At 73.1% G+C, this 14,065-nt stretch carries 13 protein-coding genes; 9 read left to right on the top strand and 4 right to left on the bottom strand.

Annotated features, from left to right (window positions below; all coding sequences use genetic code 11):
• The first annotated feature begins 44 nt into the window (after window positions 1–44).
• From manA to ASL10_RS08425, 5 genes are all read left to right on the top strand, one after another.
• On the top strand, window positions 45–1,211 hold the full coding sequence (gene manA / locus ASL10_RS08445; protein WP_056046315.1) for a mannose-6-phosphate isomerase, class I: 1,167 nt from the start codon (window positions 45–47) through the stop codon (window positions 1,209–1,211).
• 116 nt (window positions 1,212–1,327) lie between these two features.
• Window positions 1,328–2,287, top strand: coding sequence for a UDP-glucose 4-epimerase GalE (gene galE, locus ASL10_RS08440; RefSeq protein WP_056046313.1), 960 nt, complete (start codon window positions 1,328–1,330; stop codon window positions 2,285–2,287).
• Window positions 2,288–2,472: 185 nt separating this feature from the next.
• On the top strand, window positions 2,473–2,805 hold the full coding sequence (locus ASL10_RS08435; RefSeq protein WP_200922579.1) for a WhiB family transcriptional regulator: 333 nt from the start codon (window positions 2,473–2,475) through the stop codon (window positions 2,803–2,805).
• Window positions 2,806–2,972: 167 nt separating this feature from the next.
• Window positions 2,973–5,804, top strand: coding sequence for a glycosyltransferase family 2 protein (locus tag ASL10_RS08430; RefSeq protein WP_082460292.1), 2,832 nt, complete (start codon window positions 2,973–2,975; stop codon window positions 5,802–5,804).
• Complete coding sequence (locus tag ASL10_RS08425) at window positions 5,797–7,212, top strand: DUF5719 family protein (RefSeq protein WP_056046310.1); 1,416 nt, start codon at window positions 5,797–5,799, stop codon at window positions 7,210–7,212. Before ASL10_RS08430 ends, ASL10_RS08425 begins: the two co-directional genes overlap by 8 nt.
• Window positions 7,213–7,257: 45 nt before the next feature.
• On the opposite strand, the gene ASL10_RS08420 is transcribed toward ASL10_RS08425, so the two are convergent.
• Complete coding sequence (locus tag ASL10_RS08420) at window positions 7,258–7,707, bottom strand: metallopeptidase family protein (protein ID WP_056046308.1); 450 nt, start codon at window positions 7,705–7,707, stop codon at window positions 7,258–7,260.
• Window positions 7,708–7,778: 71 nt separating this feature from the next.
• Here ASL10_RS08420 and ASL10_RS08415 point away from each other — a divergent pair, with 71 nt between their 5' ends.
• The 3 genes from ASL10_RS08415 (at window position 7,779) to ASL10_RS08405 (ending at window position 9,821) form a co-directional block, all read left to right on the top strand.
• Window positions 7,779–7,991, top strand: a complete 213-nt coding sequence (locus tag ASL10_RS08415) for a DUF3499 family protein (RefSeq protein ID WP_056046306.1) — start codon at window positions 7,779–7,781, stop codon at window positions 7,989–7,991.
• Window positions 7,981–9,402: a phosphomannomutase/phosphoglucomutase gene (locus ASL10_RS08410; RefSeq protein WP_056046304.1), complete on the top strand. Its 1,422-nt coding sequence runs from the start codon at window positions 7,981–7,983 to the stop codon at window positions 9,400–9,402. Before ASL10_RS08415 ends, ASL10_RS08410 begins: the two co-directional genes overlap by 11 nt.
• Window positions 9,403–9,569: 167 nt before the next feature.
• Window positions 9,570–9,821 (top strand): metal-sensitive transcriptional regulator, encoded by a 252-nt coding sequence (locus tag ASL10_RS08405; protein ID WP_233568399.1) that lies wholly within the window; start codon window positions 9,570–9,572, stop codon window positions 9,819–9,821.
• A gap of 30 nt (window positions 9,822–9,851) precedes the next feature.
• On the opposite strand, the gene ASL10_RS08400 is transcribed toward ASL10_RS08405, so the two are convergent.
• Entirely contained in the window at window positions 9,852–10,736 is an 885-nt protein-coding gene (locus ASL10_RS08400; protein ID WP_082460291.1) for an RDD family protein, read from the bottom strand.
• An 18-nt stretch (window positions 10,737–10,754) separates the two neighbouring features.
• On the opposite strand from ASL10_RS08400, the gene ASL10_RS08395 reads away from it, so the two are divergent.
• Window positions 10,755–11,750, top strand: a complete 996-nt coding sequence (locus ASL10_RS08395; protein ID WP_056046300.1) for a stage II sporulation protein M — start codon at window positions 10,755–10,757, stop codon at window positions 11,748–11,750.
• A 28-nt stretch (window positions 11,751–11,778) separates the two neighbouring features.
• Here ASL10_RS08395 and ASL10_RS08390 read toward each other — a convergent pair whose 3' ends face one another.
• On the bottom strand, window positions 11,779–13,071 hold the full coding sequence (locus tag ASL10_RS08390; protein ID WP_056046297.1) for a DUF58 domain-containing protein: 1,293 nt from the start codon (window positions 13,069–13,071) through the stop codon (window positions 11,779–11,781).
• Between the two features lie 2 nt (window positions 13,072–13,073).
• Window positions 13,074–14,027: a MoxR family ATPase gene (locus tag ASL10_RS08385; RefSeq protein WP_056046296.1), complete on the bottom strand. Its 954-nt coding sequence runs from the start codon at window positions 14,025–14,027 to the stop codon at window positions 13,074–13,076.
• Window positions 14,028–14,065: the final 38 nt, after the last annotated feature.

Here is a 14,065-nt window from a genome sequence, read left to right as displayed (position 1 = left end):
TGTAGGGGGCGACCAAGCACGACCTCCGACAAGCAGGTAAAGCCATGTTCCTCGCCATCACCAACACGCCCCGCGACTACGCCTGGGGCTCGACGACGGCCATCGCCGACCTGCTCGGTCGTCGACCGAGCGGCCGCCCCGAGGCCGAGCTGTGGCTCGGTGCGCACCCGGGTTCGCCGAGCGTCGTCGTCGCCCCGGCGGTCGTGGGTGGTGCCGACACCCTCGCCGACTGGTTCGCCGCCGAGCCGGGCAGGGCGCTCGGCCGCGACCGGGACCACCTGCCGTTCCTGCTGAAGTTGCTCGCGGCCGACGGCCCGCTGTCCATCCAGGCGCACCCCACCCCCGAGCAGGCCCGCGAGGGCTTCGCGCGCGAGGACGCCGCGGGCATCCCGCTCGACGCCCCCGAGCGCAACTACAAGGACTCCTCGGCCAAGCCCGAGATCATCGTGGCGTTGAGCGACACCTTCGACGCCCTCTGCGGGTTCCGCGAGCCGGCCCGGACCCTGGCCGACCTCGACCTCCTCGACGACGGCTCGGGGCGCCTCGACCTGCTCCGCCGACACCTGGCCGAGTCCCTGCGGTCGACCCTGGCCTTCCTCTTCCAGGGCGACGACGACTCGTCCGCGGCCATCGCGGCGGTGAGCGAACTCGCCGCCGCCCACCGGGCGGACGGCGCGGGCATCGCCACGGTCGTCGACCTGGCCGAGCGCTACCCCGGCGACCCCGGCGTGGTCGTCTCGCTGTTGCTCAACCGGGTGACGCTGCGTGCCGGGGAGGCGCTGTTCCTGCCCGCCGGCAACGTGCACGCCTACCTGGGCGGCTTCGGCGTCGAGCTCATGGCGCCCTCCGACAACGTGCTGCGCGGCGGCTTGACCCCCAAGCACGTGGACGTCCCCGAGCTGCTGAAGGTGCTCGACTTCGAACCACTGCCCGTCCCCCGTCTCGACCCGACCACGGTCGCCCGGGGGGTCGAGCGCTTCGCGCCTCCCGGCACGGGCTTCGCCATGCTGCGGGTCGACGCCGAGGGTCCGGGGGCCGTCGTCGAGATCGGCGGTCCGAGCATCGTCCTGGTCACCGCCGGAGAGGTCCACGTCAAGGGTCAGGACGGCACCATCCGGCTCGGTCGTGGCGAGTCCGCGTTCGTCACCCCCGACGAGGTCCGACTCGCGATGACCGGCGGCGGCACCGCCTACGTGGCGACGCCGGCCTGAGCCGGGCCGAGCGGCCGGGTGGAGCCGTCCGCTCCGCGTGACGTCCGGCTCCGCGCGCCCCACCCGGCGCTCGTGCTGGCACCCGTGACCCGTCGGGCACCCGATAGGTTGGCCCCATGTCATGGTTGGTCACCGGCGGTGCCGGGTACATCGGTTCTCACGTCGTCCGCGAGCTCACGGGGGCGGGCATCGACGCGGTCGTCCTGGACGACCTCTCGTCCGGCCTCGAGGCCTTCGTGCCCGCCGACGTCCCGTTCGTCCGGGGTTCCCTCCTCGACCGCGAGCTGATCGAGCAGACCATCGACCGGCACGGCGTGACCGGCGTCGTCCACGTCGCGGGCTACAAGTACGCCGGGGTCTCGGTCCAGCGGCCGTTGCACACCTACGACCAGAACGTCACGGGGACCGCCCGCCTCCTCGAGGCCATGTCGAGCCGGGGCGTCGACCGGATCGTGTTCTCGTCCAGCGCGGCCGTCTACGGCACGCCGCCGACCGAGCTCGTCACCGAGGACACGCCCAAGGCACCCGCGTCCCCCTACGGCGAGAGCAAGCTGATCGGCGAGTGGCTGCTGCGCGACCAGGGGGTGGCCGAAGGCCTGCGCCACACCAGCCTGCGCTACTTCAACGTCGTGGGTTCGGGTCGGCCCGACCTCTGGGACGCCAGCCCGCACAACCTCTTCCCGCTCGTCTTCGCCGCGCTCGCCGAGGGCCGCGTCCCGCGCATCAACGGCGACGACTACGACACCCCCGACGGGACGTGCGTCCGCGACTACGTCCACGTCGCCGACCTGGCGGTCTCGCACGTCGCGGCGGCCCGCCGACTGGACGCGGGCGAGCCGGTCGAGCCGGCCTACAACCTCGGTTCGGGCGGCGGCGTCTCGGTCGCCGAGATCATGACCGCGATGCGCGAGGGCACCGGCATCGACTTCACGCCCGAGATCGCCCCGCGTCGTCCCGGCGACCCCGACCGCATCGTCGCCGACGGCAGCCTGGCGGCGCGCGACCTCGACTGGGAGATGCGGCACACGCTGCTCGAGATGGTCACCAGCGCCTGGCAGGCCGCGCCTCGCGGTTGACCGTCCGCCACGTACCCGACATCACCCGTTCCCGTCGAAACGTCCCCCGACACGCCGGGGCTCCCTTGCCCCTGATCGGGGGGTGGAGGGTTTATTGGCCCTCGACTTGACGGATGGGTAATGACACCGGTGTAATTACCTTGTCGCGTACATTCACGGGCGATCGACACGAGGGGAGATGCGCTGTGGGCATCCACGAGAACCGCGCCGGCGTCCCGGACAACTGGCACGTCGACCCGATCCAGCTGGGCGTCCCCGGCATCGGATCGTCGTCGCGCACCATCGTCGCCGACGACGAGAACCAGCTGGCCTGGCAGGCGGACTCGCTCTGCGCCCAGACCGATCCCGAGGCGTTCTTCCCCGAGAAGGGCGGCTCCACGCGCGACGCCAAGAAGATCTGCGCCTCCTGCGACGTCCGGGCCCAGTGCCTCGAGTACGCCCTGCAGAACGACGAGCGCTTCGGCATCTGGGGCGGGCTGTCCGAGCGCGAGCGTCGCAAGCTCCGCAAGCGGGCCTGACCCGCGCCTCCTCGGCTTCCGACGGCATCGACCCCTCCGGGTCGGTGCCGTTCCGTCGTGATGGCCCGAGGCCGCGGGGACCAGGAGGCGCGGGTCGGCACGTCTCGCCCGTCGCGTCGGCGCGCCGAGCCGGTGCCCGCGCCGGTGCGACCTAGGCTGCACGAGTCATGCAGCCGAGAGTCACAGCGATCCTCGTCGCCCCTGGTGGAGCGACCTACCTCGACCGAACCCTCGACGGACTGTCGCGTCAGACGCGGCCCCCCGAGGCATTGGTGGTGGTCGACACGGGCGGCAAGGACTCGGCCGCGGGTCGGCTGTCGCTGAGCGGCGCCGCCCAGTTGGCCTCGCTTCCCGACGCGAAGACGTTCGGTGCCGCCGCCGCGCACGGCGTGCGACTCTCCGACCCGGGCGACGGAGATCCCGACGAGTGGGTCTGGCTGCTCGGGCACGACAACGCACCCGCGCCCGAGGCGCTCGAGCGCCTCATGACGACCGTCGAGGTGTCGCCCTCCGTCGCGGTCGCGGGCCCCAAGCTGATGCGGTGGGGCCAGCCCGGTGTCATCGCCGAGTTCGGCGAGACCGTCACCCGGTACGGCGCCTCGCTCGCCCGCGTCGAGAACGAACTCGACCAGGGCCAGCACGACGTCACGGACGACGTGCTCGGCGTCGCGGCGGGGGGCATGCTCGTCCGTCGCACGGTCTGGACCGCCCTGGGCGGCTTCGACCCCGCGCTGCCGCACGTCGACGCCGCACTCGACTTCTCGATCCGTGCCCGCCTCGCCGGTCACCGGGTGGTCCTCGTCCCCGACGCGAAGGTCGACAGTGCTGGGCCGCCGGAGGAGTTCGGCCACGGGCCCGTCGGGCACGCCCGCCGGGCGCGCCTGCACCGTGCCGCCCAACTGCACCGGCGCCTCGTCTACTCGGCGGCCGCCCTGTTGCCGCTGCACTGGCTCAGCCTGGTGCCGCTGGCGGTCGTGCGCAGCGTCTGGCACCTGCTCACCAAGAACCCGGGAGCCGTGGTGGGCGAGTTCGCCAGCGCGTTCCGGGCTGCCTTCGGCGGCTCGCACGTGCGATCGGCTCGTCGGGCCCTCGCCCGGACCAAGAGCGTCGGCTGGAGCTCGGTGGAGCCCTTGCGCGCGTCCCGCGCGATGCTCCGAGAACGACGGGTCACCGAACGTGACGCACAGGTCGCCGGCGTCGAGGACGCACCCGACCCCCGGGCGAGCTTCGTCCACTCGGGCGGCCTCTGGGTCGTGCTGGTCGCCGCCGTCGTCGGTGTGGTGGCGTTCCTGCCGCTGCTCGGCAACCCGGCCGTCACGGGTGGGGGACTCCTGCCGCTCAGCACCTCGGTGGGTCAGCTCTGGTCGTCGGTGGGCTACGGCTGGCGCGAGATCGGCACCGGGTTCCTCGGCCCCTCGGACCCGTTCGCCGCGCTCGTCGCGGTCCTCGGCAGCCTGACGCCCTGGTCGCCGTCGACCGCGGTCCTCGGGGTCTACCTCGTGGCCCTGCCGCTCTCCGCGCTGGGCGCGTGGTTCGCCACCCGCCGCGTGACCCGCCGCACCTGGGTGCCGGCCGTCGCCGCGGCGCTCTATGCCCTCTCGTCCCCGCTGCTCTCGGGTCTGCAGTCCGGTCACCTCGGTGCCGTCCTCGCGCACGTGGCGCTGCCGTTCCTCGTCTGGGCCATGATCGGGGCCGCGAGGTCGTGGACGGCCGGGGCCACCGCCTCCTTGCTGTTCGCCGTCGTCGCGGCGGCCGCTCCCTCGCTCGTGCCGGCCCTCCTCGTCGGTTGGCTCGGGTCGATCGTCAGCCGCCCCCGCGGCACCCATCGCCTCGTCGCGGTGCCGCTGCCCGCGCTGGCCCTCTTCGCGCCCCTCGTCGTCGCCCAGCTGCAGCGGGGCACGTGGTGGGCCGTGTTCGCCGACCCCGGTGTCCCCACGAGGTCGGACCCGGCCTCACCGCTGCAGCTGCTGCTCGCGTCCCCCGAGACGGGCCTCAACGGCTGGACGGCGCTGATCGCCGGGACGGGTTTCTCGTCCGCCACGCTCGCCGTCCTGGTCGCCGTCGCGATCGCCCCGTTGGCGCTGCTCGCCGTGGCCTCGCCGTTCGTCGGCTCGCAGCGCCGCGCTGTCCCCGCCCTCTCGCTCGCCCTGCTCGGCTACCTGACGGCCGTCGCCGCGACCCACGTGTCCGTCACGGGCGTCGGCAGCGACACGACCACGATCTGGGCCGGCAGCGGACTGAGCCTCTACCTGTTGGGGCTCGTCGGCGCCGCGGCCGTGACCCTCGACCGGCTGCCCCGGGTCGCCCCGCCGGCCGGCGCCCTGGTCGCCGTGCTGGCGGTCGCCGCTGCGGCCCCCACGGTGATCGCGTCGTTCGGCCCCGTGGCCGACGTCCGTCCGAGCTCGGGGCGCATCCTGTCGGCCTACGTCACCGCCGAGGCCGAGGCGACACCCGACGTCGGGACGCTCGTCCTCACGCCCCAGCCGGACGGCTCGCTCGCCGTGTCGCTCGAGCACGGTCAAGGAGCGACGCTCGACGACCAGTCGACGCTCGACTCGACCGCCCCACGCCTCACCTCGGTCAACGAGGACCTCACCGTCCTGGCCGGCAACCTCGTCAGCCGCAGCGGTTTCGACCCGACCGACGACCTGCGTCGGCTGGGCGTCGGGTTCGTGTTGCTGACGGCCACCGACGACGACGGCGACGCCGACCGGCTCGGCCAGCGCGCGGGCGAGGCGCTCGACGCCGACGCCGACTTCCTGCCGGTGGGCGACACGTCCAACGGCCTCCTCTGGCGTTACGTGGAGGCGCAGGACGAGCGCGAGGCGCGTCCGGCTGCGGGACCGCTGCGACCGATCGTCCTGATCAGCTGGGGACTCGTCTTCGGTTCCGCCCTGTTGCTCGCCATCCCGACGTCGCCGCGACGACGTCGATCCCGGGCCGGGACGCCCGAGGCCGAGCAGCCCGCCACGACCTTCGACGAGGAGCGAGATGAATAAGCGATCGGTCTTCTCCACGACGGGACGCGTCGCGGTCGGCGTCGTCGGTCTGGCCGTCGCCGCCGCGGTAGTCGGCGGTGCCACGGTCGTCCGCCTCCCCTCCTTCGAGACGGTGCCGGCGGGGCAGCTCGTGACGCCCGTGCCCGTCGACCAGCAGCGGGTCTGCACCGGTGCCCTGTTGCAGCTCTCGGACGCCGAGGGGCAGCAGGCCACGACCGCCAGTTCGGTGGGTCGAGCGGCCGTGGCCCGGGAGTCGAGCGAGGGCGACGTCGACGTCGACGAGCTCGCCGGTGCCGACGGCAGCGACTCGCGACCGTCCGTGGTCACGGCACCCGTCGAGGGCACCGACGTGCCCCTCGTCGCGGCCGCCCAGAGCCAGTCGGTCGATGAGGGCGACCTGCGCGGCTTCGCCTCGGCACCCTGCACCGAGCCCACCAGCTCGACCTGGCTGATCGGCGGTTCGACCGAGACGGGACGCGTGTCGCTCATCAGCCTCGTCAACCCCAGCGACGTCAACGCCACCGTCGACCTCGACATCCGTTCCGAGACCGGCGAGGTGAGGGGCCCCGGAATCGACGGGATCGTCGTCGCGCCCCGCAGCCAGAAGGTGGTCCCGCTCTCGGGCTTCGCGACCGGACTCGTCTCGCCGGCCGTCCACGTGTCGAGTCGCGGCGGGCAGATCGTCGCCACGCTCCAGCAGAGCGTCGTCCGCACCCTCGAACCGGGTGGGGTGGACATCGTGACGGGCTCGGCCGCGCCGTCTCGCGAGTCGGTCGTCACGGGGATCGTCGTCCGCGACTCCGCCAACCTCGAGGGAGCACTCGCCGACCCGTCGTCCTCCGACCTCCAGTCGGTGCTGCGCGTCCTCGTCCCGGGCCAGGGTCCCTCGCAGCTGAGCGTCTCGTTGGCCACCGACGACGGCACCGGCACCTCGTTCGAGACCAGGGTCGAAGGCGGGCGCGTCACCGACGTCCCGATCGACGGGCTCGAGGACGGCGTCTACACGGCCACCGTCCGGTCGTCGACGGCCGTGGCCGTGGCCGCCCGGACCTCCACGGTCGCCGCGGACGCGGGAGGCGTCGACCTCAGCTGGGCCGCCTCGTCGCCCCGTCTCTCCGGTGACACCGAGGTGGTCGTGCCCGACGGCGAGGGCGGACGCCTCTGGCTCGCCAACCCGGGCCAGGACGCCGTCACGGCCGAGGTCACGGTGGGCGACGGCGACGAGCGGGACGTCGAGGTACCCGGTGGGTCGACGGTCGGCGTCGACGTGCAACGGGGCGACGCCGTCCGGCTCGGGAACGCCGACGACCTGCGCGCGGGCGTCAGCTTCTCGGCCCCCGGAGCCGTCGCCGCCTGGCCGGTGACCTCGCCGCTGCCGGCGTCCACCCCGGTGACCGTCTACCCCTGACGTCGGGGGCACACGCCCCGACGACCTCGACGACCCCGTCGCGCGTCAGCCGTCGCGCCAGCGGTCGGGAGCGAGCTCCCACGGGTCCTTGCCGAGGAGGTCCGCGACGGCCCGGAACACGTAGCCCTCGACGAGCACCCGGTGGTTCCATTCGTCCTCGGCGGCCCCCCGCCGGTCGTGCGAGGGGGCGAGCCGTTCGATCGGCAGGCGGTACAGCACGACCCGGCCGGCGGCCCGGTCGACGGACCACCGTTCGACCCGGGTGCGGTCCGGTTCGGCGGGGAGGCCGGCGACCTCGAACGACGTGTCGGCGAGCTCGTCGGGCCACGCCTCGCGGAGGTAGTCGGCGGTGGCGGCGACGATGTCGTCGAAGAGGTCGACCCTCGTCCGCAGGAAGGGCAGGTGGGGCCCGGCGGCGGACGACCGCAGCCCGCGTCCATGGCGGTCGCGCCGACGGGAACGGTCGGTGACGCGTGCGCGGCGGGGCCTGCTCATCAACCCATCGTAGGCCCGCCCAGGAGGCGCGGGTCGGCCCCCGAGGACCCTCGCGATAGTCTGTCGGGCAGATGAACGGTCGACCCTGCAGCAAGGTGACGTGCCACGACGAGGCCGTCGCCACGCTGACCTACGTGTACGCCGACTCGATGGTCGTGGTCGGGCCCTTGAGCGACCGCGTCGAGCCGCACGGCTACGACCTGTGCGCCCGCCACGCGGGCTCGTTGTCGGTCCCGCAGGGCTGGGAGGTCCTGCGCCGGGTAGTTTTGGGTCATGACCTCTGAGAACGCCCCCGTCGACCTGACCGCCTTCGTCAAGACCTACGACGTCCGGGGACTGGTGGGCACCCAGCTCACCGACGAGGTGGTCGAGGCCTTCGGTGCGGCCTTCGCCGACGAGATCGACGGCGCCGGCCACGACCTGGTCGTGGGTCACGACATGCGGGACTCCTCGCCGGGCTTCGCCGAGGCCTTCGCCCGCGGGGCCCGGGCCCGGGGTGCGAACGTGGTCGCCCTCGGCCTGTGCTCGACCGACGAGTCGTACTTCGCCTCCGGCTCGCTCGACGCCCCGGCGGCCATGTTCACCGCGAGCCACAACCCGGCCACCTACAACGGCATCAAGATGAGCAGGGCCGGCGCCCAGGGCATCAGCCTCGACACGGGGCTGTCCTCGATCCGTGACCGCGCCTCCTCGTTCCTGGCCGACGGCATCGAGGCCGTCGCCGAGCCGGGCGCCGTGCGGGAGCACGACGCGTTGCCGGGCTACGCCGCGTACCTCCGCGGTCTCGTGGACCTCGCGGGCATCCGGCCCATCAAGGTCGTCGTCGACGCCGGCAACGGCATGGGCGGGCTCACCGTCCCGGCCGTGCTGGGCGAGGCCGCCGGGCTGCCTGAGCTGCCGATCGAGATCGTCCCGCTGTACTTCGAACTCGACGGCACCTTCCCGAACCACGAGGCCAACCCCCTCGACCCGGCCAACCTCGTCGACCTGCAGAAGGCCGTCCTCGAGCACGGGGCCGACCTGGGCCTCGCGTTCGACGGCGACGCCGACCGCTGCTTCGTCGTCGACGAGAAGGGTGACGCCGTGACCCCGTCGGCCGTGGCGGCGATCGTCGCCGTCCGCGAGATCGCGCGCGTCCGGGCCGCCGAGCCCGACGTCGAGATCTCGGTGATCCACAACCTCATCACGTCCCGCGCGGTGCCCGAGGCCATCGAGGCGGCCGGCGCGACGCCGGTGCGCACCCGCGTCGGCCACTCGCTCATCAAGGACGAGATGCGGGCGACCGGGGCGATCTTCGGGGGCGAGCACTCGGCGCACTACTACTTCCGTGACTTCTGGAGCGCCGACAACGGCATGTTGGCCGCCATGCACGTCCTGGCCGAGTTCGGGTCGCAGGCCGAGCCCCTCTCGACCCTGACCGACCGGTACACGCCCTACGCGGCGAGCGGCGAGATCAACTCGACCGTCACCGACGTGCCGGCGGCGTACGCCCGCATCGTCGAGGCCTACACCGGGGTCGGCGAGTTCGACGAGCTCGACGGCCTCACGGTCAGTGGTTCGTCCGACGACGGGTTCTGGTGGTTCAACGTCCGGCCGTCGAACACCGAGCCGCTGCTGCGCCTCAACGCCGAGGCGGCGACGCCCGCCGGCATGGAGCGCGTCCGCGACGACGTGCTCGGGCTGATCCGCGGCTGACGGTCGGCCGGGTGCGGCCGGGCGGGCGGAGCGGTTACCCCCTGGGGGTATCCTGGCGGGACCGGTCGACACGGCGTGACCGGACGACACACGAGGAGGCGCGGGTGGCGCAGCAGGGTGAGCACGCGACGGCGACGCACGTCGGCTACAGCGGCGACAAGGAACAGATCGTCAAGCGTCTCCGCCGCGCCGAGGGCCAGGTCCGGGGCATCCAGCGCATGGTCGAGGACGACACGTACTGCATCGACGTCCTGACGCAGGTCAGTGCGGCGACCCGTGCCCTCGAGACCGTGGCGCTCCAGTTGCTCGAGGACCACCTCGCCCACTGCGTCGCCCAGGCGGCCCGAGAGGGAGGCGACGTCGCGGACGCCAAGGTCCGCGAGGCCTCGGCGGCGATCGCGAGGCTCGTCCGGTCCTGACGCGGAGGCCGGGGTCGGCGGCGACGCGGGTCAGCGCCGGGGGAAGCCCCGGACCGTCTCGGTCAGCGCCGGGGTGAGGCGATCGAGCAACGCGGACTCGCGAGCCAGGGCGGCGGACTCACGCCGACGCCGGAGCGCCGAGACGCCGGCCAGGAGGAACTCCGGGTCGCCGGACGGCACGGGCGAGACGTAGGGCGTGGTCTCGGCCGCCAACTCGTCGGCGACGCGTCGCCGACTGGCCGGGGAGAGCTGCGGCGCCTGCTGCAGGAACGACGCGATGCGACGGGCCAGGCCGTCGGGCAGGCGCCCCACGTCCGCGATCTCGGCCCACCCCTGCAGGTGCGCCGGCACGCCGTAGACCACGTGAGCGGCCTTGGGCACGCGTTCGTTGCGACTGTACGTGCCGGCCATGAGGTCGCCGAGACGCCGCGACGAGCCGTTCAGCAGGGCGACGACGACGGCCAGGCCGCCACTGGTGAACACGATCTCGAGCAGCCCCACCAGCGCTCGGGTGAGGGCGTGGCGCAGGCCGATCGCCCCTCCGTCGGTGCGGACGATGCGCGCGCCCACGGCGAGTCTGCCCAGGGACCGCCCGTGGCTCGCGGTCTCGACCACCGTCGGCACGACGATGAAGCAGATGGCGATCGACGCCACGAGGAACGCCTGTGACAGGGCGTCGTCGAGCACCCCGCCGTCGTTCAGCAACGAGACGAGCACCAACGCACCGACGAGCAGCAGGGCGTAGGCCAGGTAGTCGATGAGCACCCCGGCCGCGCGCAACACGAAGCTCGTCGGTCGGAGGTCGAGAGCGACCGCCTCGCCCGTGACCAGTTCGTCCCCACCCGCCGTGAAGGCCTCGACCTGGTCGGGTCGCAGCACCACCGGGGAGGCGCCTCGTGCCTTCGTGCGGGACATGCCTAGTATCTAAGCAGAATGGACATCGACGCCTACGCCGCCGCTCACGGCCACGACTGGGCCGAGCTCGAGCGCCTCGCCCGGCGCGGGCGACTGAGCGGGCCCGAGGCAGACGAGCTCGTCCGCCTGTACCAGTCGGGGGCCGGGCAACTGTCGGCGCTGAAGACCGCCACCGGCGACTCGGTCGTGGCCGACCGGCTCTCCATGACCCTGTCGCGAGCACGCCTGCGGTTCACGGGCGCGGGTCGCAACCTGTTCAGCCAATTGCCGACCTTCTTCGTCGTGCAGCTGCCAGCCGCCCTCTACCGCGTGCGGTGGCTGTCGCTCGTGTTGACGCTCGTGACGGTGGTCGTCGCGGCCGTGTTCGCGACCTGGGCCGCGAACACACCCGCGCTGCTGGCCTCGTTCGGCAGCGAGGAGTTCCGCCGGCAGTTCGCCGAGCAGGACTTCGTGAACTACTACTCCGAGAGCGCCTCGACGTCGTTCACCGGCCAGGTGTGGACGAACAACGCCTACATCGCCGCGCAGTGCGTGGCGTTCGGCATCACCGGGGTCTGGGTTCCCTACGCGATCCTCAGCAACGCCATGAACGTCGGGATCTCGGCCGGGCTCATGGCCGACCAGGGGCGGCTGGACCAGTTCTTCCTGTACATCGCTCCGCACGGTCAGCTCGAGCTCTACAGCATCTTCGTCGCCGGGGCCGCCGGTCTGATGATCTTCTGGTCCTGGGTGGCACCCGGTGCCCGCACCCGGGGGCAGGCGTTGGCCCAGGACGGACGCGCGCTCGTGACCATCGCGGTCGGGTTGATGCTCTCGTTGTTGGTCTCGGGCGTCATCGAGGGGTTCGTCACCCGGCAGGCCTGGCCCTGGCCGATCAAGATCGGCATCGGCACCGTGGCCCTCCTGGGGTTCCTGGCCTATCAGTGGCTGCTCGGCGGACGGGCCCACCGGGCGGGACAGACCGGCGACCTCGACGAGTTCGAGGCCGGGGCCACACAACTCGTGGCCGACTGATCCCGCGTCGTCGGCCACCGAGCCTGCGTCAGAGGCGGCCGGCCGCCTTGAGCGCGAGGTAGCGGTCGGCGAGGGCGGGGGGCAGGTCGGCCGGCGCTCCGGTCACGACGTCGGCGCCGACCTGACGCAGGGCGGCGGCGACCCGGCCCTGGTCGAGTCGGGCCCGCTCGGCCGAGGCGGCCCGGTAGACCTCGTCGCGGGTGCCCCGTCGCACCACCGTCTCGTCGAGGGCCGGATCGGTGACCGACGCGACGACCACGAGGTGCTGGCGGGTCAGTTGGGGGATCGCCGCCAGCAAGGAGCGGGAGGCGCCGGGGCTGTCGACGGTGGTCGCGAGGACGACGAGCGCCCGACGGGACGTGACCGAGCGGACGAGGGCCGGCACGGCGGCCCAGTCGGTCTCGACCAGTTCGGGCTCGACGGGGGCCATGGTCTCGACCATCGACGAGAGCAGGGCGGGCCCCGTCGCGCCCTGCACCCGACCCCTGACCCGTCGGTCGAAGAGGACGACGTCGACCCGGTCGCCCGCCCGCGAGGCCAACGCCCCGAGCAGCAGTGCCGACTCGAAGGCCGTGTCGAGCCGCGGTTCGTCGTCGATGCGGGCCGCGGAGGTCCGCCCCGTGTCGACCACGACGACCACCCGACGGTCGCGCTCGGGCCGCCAGGTGCGCACGACGAGGTCGTCGCGGCGTGCGGTCGCCCGCCAGTCGATCGAGCGGACGTCGTCCCCTCGCACGTACTCGCGCAGGCTGTCGAACTCGGTGCCCTGGCCGCGGATCATCACGCTCGTGCGCCCGTCGAGTTCTCGGAGACGGGCCAGACGGGACGGCAGGTGCTTGCGCGACGAGAACCGCGGGAGCACGCGGACCGCGCCCGGCACCTCGTGCGTCGCCTGACGACCGGCGAGCCTCAGGGGACCGATCGTGCGGACGGTGACGCCGCCGGCGCGGCGTTCGCCCCGGCGGAACGGGGTCAGCGTGACGGTGAGCGTCGCGGCCCGCCCCGGTCGCAGGGACAGGCGACGGCGGGTCGGGGTCGCTCCGGCCGACGGCTGCCATGCGTCGCGCACGAGTCCGCGCAGCGTGCGTCGGCCGTCGTTCACCACGGTCAGCCGGGCGGGTGCGCTCTCGCCGAGACGGATCGCCCCCGGCAGTTCGCGCCGGATGGTGAGCGACCGGGGCGACGCCGTGAGGGCCACGTCGAGCACCGTCAGCGCGGCGACGACGCCGAGCCAGCCGACGATCGCCCACCCGCTGCCCGTCAGGACGACGGGCACGACGCCGAGCGCGACGAGCACCACGAACCAACCGGTGATCGCCATGGCTAGAGCGGGACCCGGACCTGCTGCAGCACCGAGCGGACGATGGCGTCGGCGTCGACGCCCTCGAGCTCGGCTTCGGGCCGCAGCTGCAGGCGGTGTCGCAGCACGGGCAGGGCCATGGCCTGGACGTGGTCGGGCGTGACGTGGTCGAAGCCGGTCAGCCACGCCCAGGCCTTCGAGGCGGCGAGGAGGGCCGTCGACCCTCGGGGGCTCACGCCGATCTTGACCGACGGGCTCTCGCGCGTGGCCCGGGCCAGGTCGACCATGTAGGCGAGCACGTCGGGGGAGGCACCGACCCGGGCCACCTCCGCTTGGGCGCGGGCGAGGTCGTCGGGCCCGAGGACCGGGGTCACGCCCGCGGCTCGCAGGTCGCGGGGCGAGAAGCCGGCGGCGTGACGGCCGAGCACCTCGACCTCGGCCTCGCGCGGCGGCAGGTCGAGCGTGAGCTTCATCAGGAAGCGGTCGAGCTGGGCCTCGGGCAGCGTGTAGGTGCCCTCGTACTCGACGGGGTTCATGGTGGCCGCGACCAGGAACGGGGTCGGCAACGCGCGACTGACGCCGTCGACCGAGACCTGGCGCTCCTCCATGGCCTCGAGCAGCGCCGACTGCGTCTTGGGAGGCGTGCGGTTGATCTCGTCCGCGAGCAGGACGTTGGTGAACACCGGCCCCGCCCGGAACTCGAACTCGCCCGACTTCGCGTCGTACACGAGCGATCCGGTGATGTCGCCGGGCATCAGGTCGGGCGTGAACTGCACGCGGGCGGTGTCGAGCGAGAGCGAGTGGCTGAGGGCGCGCACGAGAAGGGTCTTGGCCACGCCGGGGACGCCTTCGAGCAGGGCGTGACCCTGGGCCAGCAGGGTCACGATCAGGCCCGTCACGGCACCGTCCTGGGCGACGACGGCCTTGCCCACCTCGGTTCGGACTCGGGCGAAGGTCTGCTGCAGTTCTGAGCTCATCTGGTGGTCTTCTCCGGGGTGGGGGTCGATGCGGGGGC

The sequence above is a fragment of the Frigoribacterium sp. Leaf8 genome, from assembly GCF_001421165.1.
Taxonomy (GTDB): domain Bacteria; phylum Actinomycetota; class Actinomycetes; order Actinomycetales; family Microbacteriaceae; genus Frigoribacterium.
This window is presented reverse-complemented; position numbering and strand designations above follow the sequence as displayed.

Coding starts and splice junctions, on each gene's coding strand:
- ASL10_RS08415 (WP_056046306.1), top strand. CDS start 7,779: ATGAACGGTCGACCCTGCAGCAAGGTGACGTGCCACGACGAGGCCGTC.
- ASL10_RS08400 (WP_082460291.1), bottom strand. CDS start 10,736: ATGTCCCGCACGAAGGCACGAGGCGCCTCCCCGGTGGTGCTGCGACCC.
- ASL10_RS08425 (WP_056046310.1), top strand. CDS start 5,797: ATGAATAAGCGATCGGTCTTCTCCACGACGGGACGCGTCGCGGTCGGC.
- ASL10_RS08390 (WP_056046297.1), bottom strand. CDS start 13,071: ATGGCGATCACCGGTTGGTTCGTGGTGCTCGTCGCGCTCGGCGTCGTG.
- ASL10_RS08420 (WP_056046308.1), bottom strand. CDS start 7,707: ATGAGCAGGCCCCGCCGCGCACGCGTCACCGACCGTTCCCGTCGGCGC.
- ASL10_RS08395 (WP_056046300.1), top strand. CDS start 10,755: ATGGACATCGACGCCTACGCCGCCGCTCACGGCCACGACTGGGCCGAG.
- ASL10_RS08430 (WP_082460292.1), top strand. CDS start 2,973: ATGCAGCCGAGAGTCACAGCGATCCTCGTCGCCCCTGGTGGAGCGACC.
- manA (WP_056046315.1), top strand. CDS start 45: ATGTTCCTCGCCATCACCAACACGCCCCGCGACTACGCCTGGGGCTCG.
- galE (WP_056046313.1), top strand. CDS start 1,328: ATGTCATGGTTGGTCACCGGCGGTGCCGGGTACATCGGTTCTCACGTC.
- ASL10_RS08410 (WP_056046304.1), top strand. CDS start 7,981: ATGACCTCTGAGAACGCCCCCGTCGACCTGACCGCCTTCGTCAAGACC.
- ASL10_RS08385 (WP_056046296.1), bottom strand. CDS start 14,027: ATGAGCTCAGAACTGCAGCAGACCTTCGCCCGAGTCCGAACCGAGGTG.